Below are 14,422 nucleotides of genomic sequence, written 5' to 3'. Positions count from 1 at the left end.
GGGGCCTTCGTAGGGCGCTCCCCTCTCCGTCTCGGCTTCGCCGAGCCACCTCTCCCCACTGCGTGGGGCGAGGAACCCTCACGGCTGCCCGTGCCCCGACAGGATCTGCGCCGCGCCCCTGATCGCCACACGGAACGCCTCGTCGAAGCTGACGCCGCGCGCCTGCCAGCGGTAGGTCCTGCCGCGATCGTCCAGCCGCCAGTCGGCGATCCAGCCAAGCTCCTTGTCGCTCCACACGATGCTGCCGGCGAGCGCCCGGGCCGCTCCCGCTTTCTTCGCGAGCTTGTCGAGCTTTGCCATATCGGCGGCCGCGAACGCCTTTTCGTCAAGGCCGCCGAGCTGGCTGGCCTTTGGAAAGACAATGCGCATCAGCAGTGGACTTGTGGCGTTGGCGAAGGATTCCCTCATGGTCTTGCCCAGGTCCTCATCCGCCGTCAGCACGAAATGCCGCGAGCCCTGCTCGGCGGTCATGAAGACGGCGACAGGCGGCCGCTCGCCGAGCCAGGGCCTGCTGCCGAGTTGCGCCAGCAGCTTGTCGATGACAGCTGGCTTGTAGAGGCAGGTGAGATCATGCGGCCTGTCATGCGTGCCTTGCTCGTCATGGATCGGGATGCCTTCGAGGCGGTCGTGATAGCGGAAGGACTGCACAAAGTCGGCCGCCTTGTCGCGCAGAGCCAGCATCTCCGTCTTCTGCGTGAGGCGCTGGTCGCCCGAAACCTTGACCAGCACCTTGTCGAGGCAATCCTTGAAGCCGATCTCGCGATTTGCCTCGCTGGTGCCGGTGACGATCGCCTGCGCCTGGTAGAGCTCGGCGATTGTCGCGGCGCGGACCGGCAGTCCCAGACATAGGAGACCGACCAATCCAACCGCGAAGCGGGAAATTCCAGGCATGTCGATCTGCTCGAAACCTGTCGGGCGCGGGCACAGTGCTTTGCCGGTTACCTAACATCTGGCGCTGCCGCCCGCCAGCGCAAGGAGCGCTCCCCAGTAACCGCCGCCATTGACGCGTCTCCATGCCGCCTTTAGCACTTCTCTCCCCCGGCGGGCGGAGAGAGGGATTCTCTGGTGATGGATTTTGGCGGAGGCGACGAGATCCGCTTCGAGCGGCTGGGCAGAGCGGGTGTGGTCACTTTGACCCGACCCAAGGCGCTCAACGCCGTCACGCACAACATGGTCAAGGCGCTCGGCAGGGCGCTCGACGCCTGGGAGCAGGACACGGGCGTCGGTGTCGTCGTCGTCAAGGCCGAGGGCAGGGCATTTTCCGCCGGCGGCGATATCCTGCACATCTACGAGGCCGGCCGCGCCGGCGAACCGCCGGTCGATTTCTTCGCCGACGAGTACCGGCTAAACGCCCGCATCGCCCGCTTCAAGAAACCTTATATCGCTTTGATCGACGGCATCGTCATGGGCGGCGGCGTCGGCATTTCCTTCCATGGCTCGCATCGGGTGCTGACCGAGAACGCGCAGTTCGCCATGCCGGAGGTCGGCATCGGCTTTTTCCCCGATGTCGGCGCCAGCCATTTGCTGCCGGATCTCGGCGGCTCCTTCGGCATGTATCTCGGATTGACGGGAAATCGCATCCGCCACGGCGATGCGCTGTGGTCGGGGTTGGCCACACACACCATCAAGGCGCAGGACCAGGTGGGCTTGCTCGACGAGCTGGCGACCAGCAACGATCCGGATGCCGAGCTGCGCAATTTCTCCGTCCCGGCAAAACGCGAGACGGAGCAGCAGGACCTGGATTCGATCGCACGCCATTTTTCGCAAAGCTCGCTTGCCGATATCATCGCCAGCCTCGAGGAGGCCGCCGCCGGCGATGCTTTCGCCGCCAGGACGCTTGCCACGATCAAGACCCGTTCGCCGACCAGCCTAAACGTCGCCTGGCGCGAGATCAGCGCCGGCTCGACACTGTCGATGGACGAATGCATGAAGATGGAGTTCCGCATCCTCAACCGCATGCTTGCCGGCCATGATTTCTACGAAGGCATCCGCGCCGCCATCATCGAAAAAGGCTCGAAGCCCGAGTGGCGGCCCGCACGCCTGGATGAGGTCCGGACGGCCGACATCGACGCCTATTTCGCGCCGCTCGGGGACAAGGAGCTTGTCCTGTGAGCGAGGTCACCTCCAGGCGCGTGGTGCTGCAGCCCTCGACCACCGAGGTCATCTTCGCCTGGTTCCAGCGCGTCATCGCCGGCTACTGCCTGTTGTTCGGCATCCTCTATTGGATCCGCCTCATCGGCATTTATCCGGGCGAGATGTGGCGCTTCGACCTGATGCCGGTGCATTGGCAGGTGGCGGCGGCCATGCTCGCGGTGTTCTTTCCCTTCGCCGCCGCCGGCCTCTGGATGCTGGCATCGTGGGGGCCGGTGATCTGGTTCATCTGCGCCGCGACCGAGACGGTGATGTATGCCGGTTTCCCCGATCTCTTCGGCCACCGGCTACTGATCGTCGTATCGCACGCCTGCGTGGCCTTGCTCTACATCGTCTTTCGCGTCACCATCTGGCTGCAGAAGCGCCGGCTCCGCCAATGAGCATGATGCCGAAAAGTGTGAAGCGGTTTTCGGACGACATCATGCTCCACCCATAAAGCCGGCCGAGGGCCGGCCTTCGGGGCCGATTTCGCGGCCCCGTTTCACTGGAAAATCAATTGGCTAAATCTTTAGGTTAATTGTTCTTGCTCGGGTGACCGATCGTTAAGCGTCTTCCGAAACCTCTTACCGGTAAGCTCTTGTTAGCCCTGGCGTTTAAGTCGAATTTTATGAGTATTCGATAGTGTCGCGATCAAGGTGAAAAACAAAAAATCACCAAGGCGACAAACGAGAGGCAAAGACAATGATCAATTCGCGTCCGGCGGCGAAGACCGCAAACGTATCCGACGATCGCCGCGAGGCTATCCGCTCGCTTTACATGGAATCGCTGCAGCTGGTGGAGCGTCTGCACCGCCGCCTGCTTGACGTGATCAAGGACGAGTTCGACCGCAACGGCCGCTCCGACATCAACGCCATCCAGGCGCTGCTGCTCTTCAACATCGGCAATTCGGAGCTGACCGCCGGCGAGCTGCGCTCGCGTGGATATTATCTCGGCTCCAACGTCTCCTACAATCTGAAGAAGCTGGTCGACCTCGGCTTCATCAACCACCAGCGTTCGCGCATCGACCGCCGTTCGGTCCGCGTCTCGCTGACGCCGAAAGGCAACGAGGTGGCAGACGTCGTCGCCGGCCTCTACGAGCGCCATGTCGGCTCGATCGAGGCGGTCGGCGGCATCAACACCGACGAGTTCAAGCAGATGAACCGCGCGCTGCAGCGGCTCGACCGCTTCTGGAACGATACGATCGCGTATCGTATGTGAGCGCTTCGAAATTGGGGACGGGAAAGCCGCGCCGAAGAAACGCGACCGGGGGAGGAGTACGGGATCGGTGCTTGAAGCGCACCGGTCCTATTCTTTTTGCGAAGGCGGGCATCTGCGGGAGTTTGACCGTTCGCTCTGCGCATTGAAGCTCCGCGCCTGAAGGGCAGGGTGCTTACTTCGCAAGGATGCGCCAGCATCGCGCGATGCAAAAAAGCATCGCCGCCCTTCCTTTCACCTTGCCGCCGCATGCAAATCGCGGGCCAAGGCCACGTTGCCGCCATAATCGCGGTCAATGCGGTTTGTGAGTGACGCTGCGGGCCTGTGCCTTGCGCTCGTTGGAACCTGCGTTGCGGCAGCGCGTTTCTGGCGGCCGACCGATGCGGGTCATGGTTGGCGAATTGTTAAGTTTGCCACCCCTAGAGTGCGGACAAGCCGCCCGGCAAGCGATTGAGCGAGAGCGAATAGCCAAGAATGTCTGCCATGAGAACCAGCCGCCGTTTCTTCCTCACCGGAGCCTCCGCGCTTGCCGCCGCAATGGTCGCCGGCCAAGCGAGCGCCCAGGACGTGATCGGGGACATCCTGAAATCCTCGACCCGCGGCAACTGGGACGACCAGTTCGACGCCCGCGGCACCGACACCAACAAGGTCGCTTCGACGCTGCCGATCTTCAGCCTGCAGACGGTGGCCTTCACCGAGCAGGCGGTGGCGCAGTACCAGAACATCGTCTCCCAGGGCGGCTGGGAGCAGGTTCCGGCCACCAAGAAATTGCAGCTTGGCGACGACGATCCGGATGTCGTGCCGTTGCGCAAGCGCCTGATGGTCTCGGGCGACCTGCCGCAGAGCGCCGGCATTTCGACGGCCTTCGATTCCTATGTCGACTCGGCGGTAAAGCGCTTCCAGCTCCGTCATGGCCTGCCGGCCGACGGCGCCATGGGCAAATACACCTACGCCGCGATGAACGTGTCGGCGCAGGTCCGGCTCGGCCAGTTGCAGACCAACCTGCAGCGCCTGAAGGAAAAGGCCGGCACGCTGGGCGACCGTTACGTGCTGGTCGACATTCCGGGCGCCCAGGTCGAAGCGGTCGAGAACGACCGCGTCGTGCTGCGCCACACCGCGATCGTCGGCAAGATCGACCGCCAGACGCCGATCGTGAACTCGAAGATCAACGAGATCATCGTCAATCCGTACTGGAATGCGCCGGTCTCGATCGTGCGCAAGGACATCATTCCGCTGATGCGGAAGGACCCGAACTACCTCAAGGACAGCCACATCCGCCTGTTCGCGCCGGATGGCAGCGAGGTCGATCCGATGACCATCGACTGGTCGACGGACGACGCCGCGAAATACCGTTTCCGCCAGGATCCCGGCGCCGGCAACGCCATGGCCTCGGTCAAGATCAACTTCCCGAGCCCGGACGGCGTCTACATGCACGACACGCCGCAGCAGAGCCTGTTTGGCAAGCTGATGCGCTTCGATTCCTCGGGCTGCGTGCGCGTCCAGAACGTGCGCGACCTCGTCACCTGGATCCTGCGCGACACGCCCGGCTGGGACCGCCAGCATTTCGAGGCGGCGATCAAGACTGGCGAGAACACGCCGATCCAGGTCGTCAACCCGGTGCCGGTTCACTTCCTCTATCTGTCGGCATGGTCGACGGCTCCGGGCGTCGTGCAGTTCCGCGACGACATCTACGGCCTCGACGGCGCCAGCGAGCTGCAGATCAGCTCCGCGCTTTAAGCATCCGATCTAAGAAGAAAAAGGCCGCTCTCGTAGCGGTCTTTTTTGTTCAGGCCAGCCGCAGGGTTTGATCAGGGATCGAACTCGGCTTCAGACTGGCGGGCATCGAGGCTGAGCGCGCCGAACTGCAGGCCATGCTTCGTCGTGGTGGCATCAACGACCACACGGCGTGCAAGCTGTTCACCGAGATCACCTTCTCCGAAACGACCTCAAGGGCGGCGAACCGCGGGATTAGAACCGGGTGCGCTTGTCTTGGCGCAAACCGGCCAGCAAATTTCGCGCCCCAAACGTGGCGGGCCGAAAACAACTGTGTTAATGCGCGGCGACCTCGCAGACCTCCGGCCCCAAGGGAAAGCAAGCCATGTCTAATGCCGCGGCAGCCTCCACCGAATTCGAATCCTTCTTCGAGACCACGCTTGCCGATGCCGATCCGGAAATCTTCGGCTCCATCCGCAACGAACTCGGCCGCCAGCGCCATGAGATCGAGCTGATCGCTTCCGAAAACATCGTGTCGCGTGCCGTGCTCGAGGCGCAGGGCTCGATCATGACCAACAAATATGCCGAGGGCTACCCGGGCAAGCGCTACTATGGCGGCTGCCAGTTCGTCGACGTGGCCGAGGAACTGGCCATCGAGCGCGCCAAAAAGCTGTTCGGCTGCAACTTCGCCAACGTCCAGCCGAACTCGGGCAGCCAGATGAACCAGGCGGTGTTTCTGGCGCTGCTGCAGCCCGGCGACACTTTCATGGGTCTCGACCTGAATTCGGGCGGCCATCTCACCCACGGCTCGCCGGTCAATATGAGCGGCAAGTGGTTCAAGGTCGTCTCCTACGGCGTGCGCAAGGACGATCACCTGCTCGATATGGACGCGATCGAGAAGACCGCGCATGAGACGAAGCCGAAGCTGATCCTGGCCGGCGGCACCGCTTATTCGCGTATCTGGGACTGGAAGCGCTTCCGCGAGATCGCCGATTCGATCGGCGCTTACCTCATGGTCGACATGGCGCATATCGCCGGTCTCGTCGCCGGCGGCATGCATCCGTCGCCACTGCCCCACGCCCATGTCGTGACCACGACGACCCACAAGTCGCTGCGCGGCCCGCGCGGCGGCATGATCCTGTGCAATGACGAGGAAATCGCCAAGAAGATGAACTCGGCGGTGTTCCCGGGCCTGCAGGGCGGGCCGCTGATGCATGTCATCGCCGCCAAGGCGGTGGCGCTCGGCGAAGCGCTGAAGCCGAGCTTCAAGGCCTATGCCGAAAGCATCGTCGCGAACGCCAAGGCGCTGGCCTCCAGCCTTCAGGAGACCGGCCTCGACATCGTCTCGGGCGGCACCGACAACCATCTGATGCTGGTCGACCTTCGTCCCAAGAACGCTACCGGCAAGCGCGCTGAGGCGGCTCTCGGCCGCGCCAACATCACCTGCAACAAGAACGGCATCCCGTTCGATCCGGAAAAGCCGTTCGTGACGTCGGGCGTGCGCCTCGGCACGCCGGCCGGCACCACGCGCGGCTTCGGCCAGGCCGAGTTCCGCGAGATCGGCAAGCTGATCGCCGAGGTGCTGGACGGGCTGAAGGCGGCGAATTCCGATGACGGCAACGCGGCGGTCGAGGCCGCTGTGAAGGCCAAGGTCACGGCGCTGACCGATCGCTTCCCGCTCTATCCCTATCTCGGTTGACCGGGCGCCGCGCGTCATCTTTTATCCTGCGCTTGCGCCGCTCCTGTGGGCGGCGCGGCTTACTGGAGATCCGATGATGCGTACTTCCCGTCTCGCCGCGGCTTTGCTTGGCCCGCTTGCCGCCTTCGCCGCCTCCGCCGCGATGGCTCAGGACGAAACCAAGCCGAATGCTGATCTGCCCGCCACCAATACCTTCGGCAGGTGGACCACCATCATCGATACGCTCGATACCGGGCAGGACGCGCACAAGACCTGCGCCGCCTCGACGGCTTTCCTCGACGGCGCCGGTAACGCAGGCTCCCTGACGCTGTCGATCTCGACCGGCGACGCGCTGCCGCCGGATGCCTACCCGGCCATCATGTTCATCGTCGACAACAAGACCTTGCCGACCGGCGACAAGATCGCCGCGACCTTCGGCGACCCTGGCGTGAAGGTCGCCGCGACGGTCACCTCCAACGCCGCCGCCGGCGGCCGCCCGAGCTGGTTGGTCGACAACCAGGCCAAGACCAGCCTGGCCTTGCTGCGCGCCATGCGCAAGGTCACCTCGCTCGATGTGACTTTCGGCAAACAGGCCGTCGCCAGCATTCCGATGGATGGCTTCACCAAGGCCTATCGCAATCTCGGCACGTCCTGCGGGTTTTCGACCAAGGACGTCGCGCCCTGACGCTGCCGGCCTTGGGGCGGGCGCTGGCAATTGTGCTTGCGCCTCGCTATCTCTGATAGGAAGGCTCCGCGCTTTGCCATAGCGGCAAAACAAACTAAGCCTTCCGGCATCCTACAGAATCGCCAAACCGAAAGCTTCCCATGCGCTGTCCCTATTGCCAGTCCGAAGATACGCAGGTGAAGGATTCGCGTCCCGCTGAGGATGGCGCGGCCATCCGCAGGCGCCGCGTCTGTCCTGATTGCGGTGGTCGTTTCACCACCTTCGAGCGTGTGCAATTGCGTGACCTCGTGGTTGTCAAGAAGTCCGGGCGCAAAGTGCCATTCGACCGCGACAAGCTGCTGCGCTCGGTCGAGATCGCGGTGCGCAAGCGCAATGTCGATCCCGAGCGCATCGACCGCGCCGTCACCGGCATCGTGCGCCAGCTCGAAAGCTCCGGCGAAACCGAGGTGGCCTCGGGCGAGGTCGGCCGGCTGGTCATGGAGGCGCTGAAGTCGCTCGATGACGTTGCCTATGTCCGCTTCGCCTCGGTCTATCGCAATTTCCGCGAGGCCAAGGACTTTCACGAGCTGCTGGGCGAATTGAAGGGCGACGAGGAGAAGACCGAAGAGGACGCCGGCTGATCATGGCGGGACAGCGACTGGACGAGGCCGCGCAGGCGGCCCTTGATCGCCGTTTCATGGCCGCGGCCATCAGGCTGTCGCGCCGCAATGCCGGCCGCACCTCCACCAACCCTTCCGTCGGCACCATCATCGTGCGCGACGATGGCGCCGGCCCGATGATCGTCGGCACCGGCGTGACGGCCGTGGGCGGCCGCCCCCATGCCGAGACCGAAGCGCTTGCCGAGGCCGGCGAGCTTGCGCGCGGCGCTACAGCTTACGTGACTTTGGAGCCCTGCGCCCATCACGGCCGCACGCCGCCCTGCGCCAACGCGCTGGTCAATGCCGGCATCGCCCGCGTCGTCGGTGCGGCGAGCGATCCCGATCCGCGCGTCTCCGGCAAAGGCTACGCCATCCTGCGCACCGCCGGTGTCGAGGTGGTCGAGAAGGTGCTGGCCGCCGAGGCCGCCGAGCAGATGGCCGGCTACCTGACTCGTTCCCTGAAAAAACGCCCGGAAGTGACGCTGAAGCTTGCGCTTTCGAGCGACGGCAAGATCGGTCGCAAAGGCGCCGGCCAGGTTGCCATCACCGGCGAGATCGCACGGCGCGATGTCTATCTGATGCGCGCCGAGTCCGACGCCATCCTGGTCGGCATCGGCACCGTGCTGGAGGATGATCCGGCGCTGACCGTGCGCCTGCCGGGACTGGAGAACCGCTCGCCGGCGCGCATCATCCTCGATCGGCAGATCCGGCTGCCGGAGACGTCCAAGCTGGTCTCGGGCGTCGACCGCGTGCCGCTCTATGTCGCTGCTTGCCCAGAGGCCGATGCGCACCGGCGGGCGTCGCTCGAACGCGCAGGCGTGCACTTCATCGGCACGGAAACCTATGAAAGCGAGATAGCCTTGCCGGAGTTGCTGGAGGATCTGGCGGCACTCGGCATGGCGAGCGTTTTGGTCGAAGGCGGCGCCAGGGTGGCCAAAGCCTTCCTGGAGGAAGACCTGGTCGACCGCATCGTCCTGTTCCAGGGGCCGGAGGCGATCGGCGAGGACGGCATTGCATCGCCCATCGACGCCGACCATATCCCGGCAGGTTTTCGCAAATTGCGCGACATGCGCTTTGGCGAGGACAGCTATGCCGAATGGGTAAGGCCATGATCGCGAACAGTGGGAACCGGTTTTTGGATAAGATCACGGTCGAAACGAAAGACGCTCTCTGATGTTTACGGGAATTGTGACTGATGTTGGTACGGTTGCGAGCGTGAAGCCGCTCGCCGAAGGCATCGGCCTGCGCATCGACACCGCCTACGACCCCGAGACCATTGCGATCGGCGCTTCGATTTCCTGCGGCGGCGTCTGCTTGACCGTCACGGCGCTGCCCGAGCATGGCTCCAACGCGCGCTGGTTCGAGGTCGAAGCCTGGGAGGAAGCGCTCAGGCTGACCACCGCGTCGAGTTGGAAGCCCGGCACCAGGATAAATCTCGAACGCGCGCTGAAGATCGGCGACGAACTCGGCGGCCACATCGTCTCCGGCCATGTCGACGGCACCGCCGAAATTGTCGAGCGCAAGGAAGAAGGCGATGCCGTGCGCTTCACGCTGGAAGCGCCGCGCAATCTGGCGAAGTTCATCGCGCCCAAAGGGTCGGTCGCGCTCGACGGCACCTCGCTTACTGTCAACAAGGTCGAAGCGACCCGCTTCGACGTGCTCCTCATCCATCACTCGCTCAGCGTCACCACCTGGGGCGAGCGCCGGGCCGGCGACCGCGTCAACATCGAGATCGACACCATGGCCCGCTATGCCGCGCGCCTGGCCGAGGCCGCGAAAGAGGGGCTCTGACTAAAAGCAGGTTGTGAGGGCGCGCCGTTCAACACTGCGTCCCGCTTCACTTCTGCTCTCGCCCCTCGTAAGCTTTTCACTGGCCGGAGGGGAAAGCCATGACCAACCCGTCGCAACAAGTCATGAGGCTGGGTTTCGGATTTGCCGTGTCACAGGCGCTGCGCGTCGTCATCGAATTCGGCATCCCCGATCTTCTGGCCTCCGGCGAGCAGTCAGTTGAAGATTTGGCGGCCGCCACGAAGACGGATGCGGAGCCGCTCTACCGCGTGATGCGGCTTCTGGCGCCGGAGGGGGTCTTCACTGAAGTTCGCCCTCGTCAATTTGCCTTGACGGAGGTCGGCGCGGCGCTTCGTTCCGATCGGCCCGGACCACGCGACTTCATCCGGATGATCAACGGCGAGGCCTATCTTGCGTTCGAGCAGCTTCTGTTTTCCGTCCGCACCGGAAAGCCGGCCTTCGACAAGGTTTTCGGAAGCCCGAGATTCGATTGGCTTTCGGCCCACCCGGAACAGGCTGCCCTGTTTCAGCGAGCTATGGTTGCCCAGGGCCAAGGCAGCAACGAGGCGATCGCCGACGCCTATGATTTCAGCCGATATCCGCGGGTCGTCGATGTCGGCGGCGGGCATGGACAGCTTCTCTCGGCCATCCTTGCCCGCAATCCCCATTTGAGCGGAGTTCTTCTCGATCTCGCCTCAGGAGTGGCGGCGGCGCGCCAGGAGGCCGGGAGCGATGCGTCCCGCACCGACTTCGTCGTCGGCGACTTCTTCGACAGCGTCCCCGTCGGCGACGTCTATGTAATCAAGAAGGTGATCCACGATTGGGACGATGAACGCGCGGAGTTGATCTTGCGCCGTTGCCGCGAGGCTATGCCAACGCATGGAAGGGTGCTCGTGGCCGAGACGCTCGTCCCTGCGGGCGACGAACCGGCCCAGATCAAGGCCATCGATGTGGTCATGCTCGCGGTCACCGGCGGCCTTGAGCGGACCGAGGCGCAATACGCCAGGCTGTTCGAGGCCGCAGGGCTGAAGCTAGAGCGAGTGATCGACACCAGCGCACCGATCTCGATCCTTGAGGCTTCGCCTGCCTAGCCAAACAAAGTACCGAAATATCGCGCTGCCCGGGACCTGAATCCTTCGAGAGATGGAGCGTTGGTGTCGGTCCGCCAATCTTCCGCTTGCGGTCAACCCGGCTTCGGCCTAAGTCACCGGCAACCCCCCGGAGACTTTTATGGCTGGCACATCCCAACACGGCAAAGCGTTCATTCGCCCGAAGGCGAAGGCGCATCTGCTCATTGTCGAAGCGCGCTTTCACGACGATCTCGCCGACGCCCTGCTCGAAGGCGCGACCGGCGCGCTCGATGAGGCCGGCGCCACCTATGACGTGGTGACGGTTCCCGGCTCGCTCGAAATACCGGCCGTTATAACCTTCGCGGTCGATGGAGCGGCCGAAGGCGGCACGCATTACGACGGTTTTGTTGCGCTCGGCACCGTCGTCCGTGGCGACACCTATCATTTCGACATCGTCGCCAATGAATCGAGCCGTGCTCTGATGGATCTTTCGGTGCAGGAGGCGATCGCGATCGGCAACGGCATCCTGACGACTGAGAATGATGCGCAGGCATGGGCGCGCGCGCGGAAGACGGAAGGCGACAAGGGCGGCTTCGCGGCGCGCGCGGCGCTGACCATGATCGCGCTCAAAGAGAAATTCGGAGCCCAATCGTGACCGATCCCGCCTCGACCGGTGCGGTGCGCCACGCCAACAAGCGCGGTGCCGCCCGTCTTGCCGCCGTCCAGGCGCTCTATCAGATGGATGTGGCCGGCAGCGGCGTCTTCGAGATCACGGCCGAATACGAAGCCTTCCGCCTCGGCAAGGAAGTCGACGGCGCGCTCTATCGCGAGGCCGACGCGCAATGGTTCCGCGCCATCCTGACCGGCGTCGTCGAGAACCAGAAGACCATCGATCCCGTCATCCGCCAGGCGCTCACCGAGGACTGGCCGCTGTCGCGGCTGGATTCGACGTTGCGCGCCATCCTGCGCGCCGGCGTCTACGAATTGATGAAGCGCGAGGACGTGCCGGTGGCCGTGATCGTCTCCGAATATGTCGACATCGCCAAGGCATTTTACGAGGAAGACGAGCCGAAGCTGGTGAACGCCGTGCTGGATCGCGTTTCGCGCCGGGTTCGCGGCGAGGGGCGCGGCAAGGACGCTTCGTGACGACCGCAACGGCCGCGGTCGCCGAGACCGGCAGGGAAGGGCGTCGCACGGCGGTGCTGCTTGCCGCAGCGCAGGCGATCGTCGGTTCGGCCGCGCCGATCGCCATTTCGCTGGGCGCGCTTGCCGGGCAATATCTGCTCGGTCCAGACAAGTCGCTCGCGACAGCGCCGGTCACCGGTTTCAATATCGGCGTGGCGCTGGGAGCCTTGCCGGCCGCCGCCATCATCCGCCGGCTCGGCCATCGCGGCGGCTTCATGACAGGCACTATCGTCACTGCGCTCGGTGGCCTGGTCGCGACGCTCGCGCTCTTCCAGGCAAGCTTCTGGCTATTCGCCTTCGGCCTCTGCGTCATTGGCGTCGGCGGCGCTTTCGTCCAGCAATTCCGCTTCGCGGCCGCCGACAATGCACCGCCGCAGTTCAAGGCGCGCGCCATCTCCTTCGTGCTGGCCGGCGGCATCATTACCGCAATTCTCGGGCCCCAGATCGTGATCTACACGCGCGAATTGCTGGCCCCGGTGATGTTTGCAGGATCCTTCGCCTCGATCCTGCCGCTGGCGGCGGTCGGCGCGCTCATCCTGTCGTTCCTGCGGGTTTCCGCACATGCGAACGCCGTGACCGAAGCCGCCGCAAGCGATGCCCGACCGCTGATCGAGATCGTCACCCAGCCGCGCTTCGTCGCAGCACTTTTCTGCACCGTCGGCAGCTACGCGCTGATGAGCTTCGTCATGACCGGTGCGCCGCTCGCCATGGTCGGCTGCGGCCTGTCTGAAGACAATGCCACGCTTGGCATTTCCTGGCACGTCATGGCCATGTTCGCGCCGAGCTTCTTCACCGGCTCGCTGATCCATCGCTTCGGCGCCGAGCGCATCGTCGCCACTGGGCTTGTGCTATTGATCGGCTGTGCTGCCGTGGCGCTTTCCGGCTTGGCGCTCTGGCAGTTCTGGACGGCGCTGATCCTGCTCGGGCTCGGCTGGAATTTCGCTTTCATCGGCGCAACCGCAATGGTCGCCGCCAGCTACCGGCCTTCCGAGAAGAGCAAGGTCCAGGGTTTCCACGACTTTGCCCTGTTCGGCTCCGTCGCCTTTGCCTCGCTGATGTCGGGCGCGATCTACAACGCCTGGGGCTGGACCATGCTGAACTGGATCGTCTTCCCGGTCGTCGCGCTCTGCTTCCTGGCGCTCGCGACCCTGAAGCTGACGGGCTTGCGCGCCGCCAGCTGACATCACGCTGTCGGGGACTTCCGCGGCGCTCCCCTGGCGCGGGGAACAAAGATATTGCGCTGATCCCCTCAATTATGAAACCGTGTACCCGGACTGGCCGTTATAGCCGTGCTCACATGCGGCTACCGATCAATCGGTCCACAGCAAGGGATTCTCACAATGTTTTCCATCGGAAAGCTCGCCGTAGCGGCCCTCGCGCTCGGCCTTGCCACTGCCTCGGCCAGCGCCCAGGTGGTCGTCTCCTCGAAGATCGATACCGAAGGCGGGGTGCTGGGCAACATCATCCAGCTCGTGCTCAACGCCAACAACATCAAGACGACCGACCGGATCCAACTCGGCGCGACGCCCGTGGTGCGCAAGGCGATCACCGCCGGCGAGATCGACATCTATCCCGAATATACCGGTAATGCCGCCTTCTTCTTCCAGAAGGCCGACGATCCGGTCTGGAAGGACGCCGCCAAGGGCTACGAAACCGCCAAGAAGCTCGACTATGACGCCAACAAGATCGTCTGGCTGTCGCCGTCGCCGGCCAACAACACCTGGGCGATCGCCCTGCGCAAGGAAGTGGCCGACGAGAACAAGCTCGTCACCTTGACCGACTTCGGCAAATACGTCGCGGGCGGCGGCAAGGTTGTGCTGGCGGCCTCGGCCGAGTTCGTCAATTCGGCGGCGGCGCTCCCGGCCTTCCAGACGACATACGGCTTCACGCTGAAGCCGGATCAGCTGATCACGCTCTCCGGTGGCGATACCGCGGCGACCATCGCAGCCGCTGCCAACCAGACCAACGGCGCCAACGCGGCCATGGTCTATGGTACCGACGGCGGCATCCAGCCTTCCGGCCTCGTCGTGCTCGAGGACGACAAGGCTGTGCAGCCCGTCTATCAGCCCGCACCGATCATCCGGGAAGAGGTCCTGAAGCAGCATCCCGAGATCGAGACGCTGCTGAAGCCGGTCTTCGCCAAGCTCGATCTCACCACGCTGCAGGGGCTCAACGGCCGCGTTCAGCTGGGTGGCGAGCCGGCGAAGGGGGTCGCGGAGGATTTTTTGAAGAAGAACGGGTTTTTGAACTAAGATAAGCCCGCCTTGAAAAGCGAGAAGTCGTTGCGAGGCGCCCCCCTCTGTCCTGCCGGACATCTCCC

General features: G+C 64.0%; 15 protein-coding genes. 14 read left to right on the top strand and 1 reads right to left on the bottom strand.

All coding sequences use genetic code 11. The annotated features are described in order from the left end of the window. Positions 1 to 78: 78 nt before the first annotated feature. Positions 79 to 891 (bottom strand): DUF2066 domain-containing protein, encoded by an 813-nt coding sequence (locus tag LB525_RS24825; RefSeq protein WP_224548370.1) that lies wholly within the window; start codon positions 889 to 891, stop codon positions 79 to 81. 177 nt (positions 892 to 1,068) lie between these two features. On the opposite strand from LB525_RS24825, the gene LB525_RS24820 reads away from it, so the two are divergent. The 14 genes from LB525_RS24820 (at position 1,069) to LB525_RS24755 (ending at position 14,354) form a co-directional block, all read left to right on the top strand. Beyond that, positions 1,069 to 2,112: an enoyl-CoA hydratase/isomerase family protein gene (locus LB525_RS24820; protein ID WP_224548368.1), complete on the top strand. Its 1,044-nt coding sequence runs from the start codon at positions 1,069 to 1,071 to the stop codon at positions 2,110 to 2,112. After that, the gene (locus LB525_RS24815; RefSeq protein ID WP_095767691.1) at positions 2,109 to 2,531 is read left to right on the top strand and encodes a DUF6163 family protein; all 423 of its coding nucleotides are present in this window, start codon (positions 2,109 to 2,111) and stop codon (positions 2,529 to 2,531) included. The genes LB525_RS24820 and LB525_RS24815 overlap by 4 nt, the downstream gene beginning before the upstream one ends. A gap of 301 nt (positions 2,532 to 2,832) precedes the next feature. Next, positions 2,833 to 3,348: a transcriptional regulator LdtR gene (gene ldtR, locus LB525_RS24810; protein WP_040983294.1), complete on the top strand. Its 516-nt coding sequence runs from the start codon at positions 2,833 to 2,835 to the stop codon at positions 3,346 to 3,348. A 480-nt stretch (positions 3,349 to 3,828) separates the two neighbouring features. Next, positions 3,829 to 5,082 carry a murein L,D-transpeptidase gene (locus tag LB525_RS24805; RefSeq protein WP_224548366.1) on the top strand — a complete coding sequence of 418 codons (1,254 nt, stop codon included), beginning with the start codon at positions 3,829 to 3,831 and terminating at the stop codon, positions 5,080 to 5,082. 361 nt (positions 5,083 to 5,443) lie between these two features. Beyond that, on the top strand, positions 5,444 to 6,757 hold the full coding sequence (gene glyA, locus LB525_RS24800) for a serine hydroxymethyltransferase (RefSeq protein ID WP_224548364.1): 1,314 nt from the start codon (positions 5,444 to 5,446) through the stop codon (positions 6,755 to 6,757). 76 nt (positions 6,758 to 6,833) lie between these two features. Further along, entirely contained in the window at positions 6,834 to 7,421 is a 588-nt protein-coding gene (locus LB525_RS24795) for a hypothetical protein (protein WP_411971045.1), read from the top strand. Between the two features lie 140 nt (positions 7,422 to 7,561). Further along, positions 7,562 to 8,041: a transcriptional regulator NrdR gene (gene nrdR, locus LB525_RS24790; protein WP_140541281.1), complete on the top strand. Its 480-nt coding sequence runs from the start codon at positions 7,562 to 7,564 to the stop codon at positions 8,039 to 8,041. A 2-nt stretch (positions 8,042 to 8,043) separates the two neighbouring features. Next, on the top strand, positions 8,044 to 9,171 hold the full coding sequence (gene ribD, locus LB525_RS24785) for a bifunctional diaminohydroxyphosphoribosylaminopyrimidine deaminase/5-amino-6-(5-phosphoribosylamino)uracil reductase RibD (RefSeq protein WP_224548360.1): 1,128 nt from the start codon (positions 8,044 to 8,046) through the stop codon (positions 9,169 to 9,171). 61 nt (positions 9,172 to 9,232) lie between these two features. Next, positions 9,233 to 9,850, top strand: coding sequence for a riboflavin synthase (locus tag LB525_RS24780; protein WP_224548349.1), 618 nt, complete (start codon positions 9,233 to 9,235; stop codon positions 9,848 to 9,850). A gap of 98 nt (positions 9,851 to 9,948) precedes the next feature. Continuing rightward, positions 9,949 to 10,938 carry an acetylserotonin O-methyltransferase gene (locus tag LB525_RS24775; RefSeq protein WP_224548347.1) on the top strand — a complete coding sequence of 330 codons (990 nt, stop codon included), beginning with the start codon at positions 9,949 to 9,951 and terminating at the stop codon, positions 10,936 to 10,938. Positions 10,939 to 11,077: 139 nt separating this feature from the next. Next, entirely contained in the window at positions 11,078 to 11,572 is a 495-nt protein-coding gene (locus tag LB525_RS24770) for a 6,7-dimethyl-8-ribityllumazine synthase (RefSeq protein ID WP_224548345.1), read from the top strand. Then, positions 11,569 to 12,063: a transcription antitermination factor NusB gene (nusB, locus tag LB525_RS24765; RefSeq protein ID WP_095767684.1), complete on the top strand. Its 495-nt coding sequence runs from the start codon at positions 11,569 to 11,571 to the stop codon at positions 12,061 to 12,063. The genes LB525_RS24770 and nusB overlap by 4 nt, the downstream gene beginning before the upstream one ends. Further along, complete coding sequence (locus tag LB525_RS24760) at positions 12,060 to 13,283, top strand: MFS transporter (protein ID WP_224548342.1); 1,224 nt, start codon at positions 12,060 to 12,062, stop codon at positions 13,281 to 13,283. Before nusB ends, LB525_RS24760 begins: the two co-directional genes overlap by 4 nt. 159 nt (positions 13,284 to 13,442) lie before the next feature. Next, the gene (locus tag LB525_RS24755; protein ID WP_224548340.1) at positions 13,443 to 14,354 is read left to right on the top strand and encodes an ABC transporter substrate-binding protein; all 912 of its coding nucleotides are present in this window, start codon (positions 13,443 to 13,445) and stop codon (positions 14,352 to 14,354) included. Positions 14,355 to 14,422: the final 68 nt, after the last annotated feature.

The organism is Mesorhizobium sp. CA16 (assembly GCF_020165175.1).
Classification (GTDB): domain Bacteria; phylum Pseudomonadota; class Alphaproteobacteria; order Rhizobiales; family Rhizobiaceae; genus Mesorhizobium.
This window is presented reverse-complemented; position numbering and strand designations above follow the sequence as displayed.

Excerpts from the sequence above, each read along its gene's own strand:
- LB525_RS24825 (WP_224548370.1), bottom strand. The coding sequence starts at position 891 with ATGCCTGGAATTTCCCGCTTCGCGGTTGGATTGGTCGGTCTCCTATGT.
- LB525_RS24820 (WP_224548368.1), top strand. The coding sequence starts at position 1,069 with ATGGATTTTGGCGGAGGCGACGAGATCCGCTTCGAGCGGCTGGGCAGA.
- ldtR (WP_040983294.1), top strand. The coding sequence starts at position 2,833 with ATGATCAATTCGCGTCCGGCGGCGAAGACCGCAAACGTATCCGACGAT.
- LB525_RS24805 (WP_224548366.1), top strand. The coding sequence starts at position 3,829 with ATGAGAACCAGCCGCCGTTTCTTCCTCACCGGAGCCTCCGCGCTTGCC.
- glyA (WP_224548364.1), top strand. The coding sequence starts at position 5,444 with ATGTCTAATGCCGCGGCAGCCTCCACCGAATTCGAATCCTTCTTCGAG.
- LB525_RS24795 (WP_411971045.1), top strand. The coding sequence starts at position 6,834 with ATGCGTACTTCCCGTCTCGCCGCGGCTTTGCTTGGCCCGCTTGCCGCC.
- nrdR (WP_140541281.1), top strand. The coding sequence starts at position 7,562 with ATGCGCTGTCCCTATTGCCAGTCCGAAGATACGCAGGTGAAGGATTCG.
- ribD (WP_224548360.1), top strand. The coding sequence starts at position 8,044 with ATGGCGGGACAGCGACTGGACGAGGCCGCGCAGGCGGCCCTTGATCGC.
- LB525_RS24780 (WP_224548349.1), top strand. The coding sequence starts at position 9,233 with ATGTTTACGGGAATTGTGACTGATGTTGGTACGGTTGCGAGCGTGAAG.
- LB525_RS24775 (WP_224548347.1), top strand. The coding sequence starts at position 9,949 with ATGACCAACCCGTCGCAACAAGTCATGAGGCTGGGTTTCGGATTTGCC.
- LB525_RS24770 (WP_224548345.1), top strand. The coding sequence starts at position 11,078 with ATGGCTGGCACATCCCAACACGGCAAAGCGTTCATTCGCCCGAAGGCG.
- LB525_RS24755 (WP_224548340.1), top strand. The coding sequence starts at position 13,443 with ATGTTTTCCATCGGAAAGCTCGCCGTAGCGGCCCTCGCGCTCGGCCTT.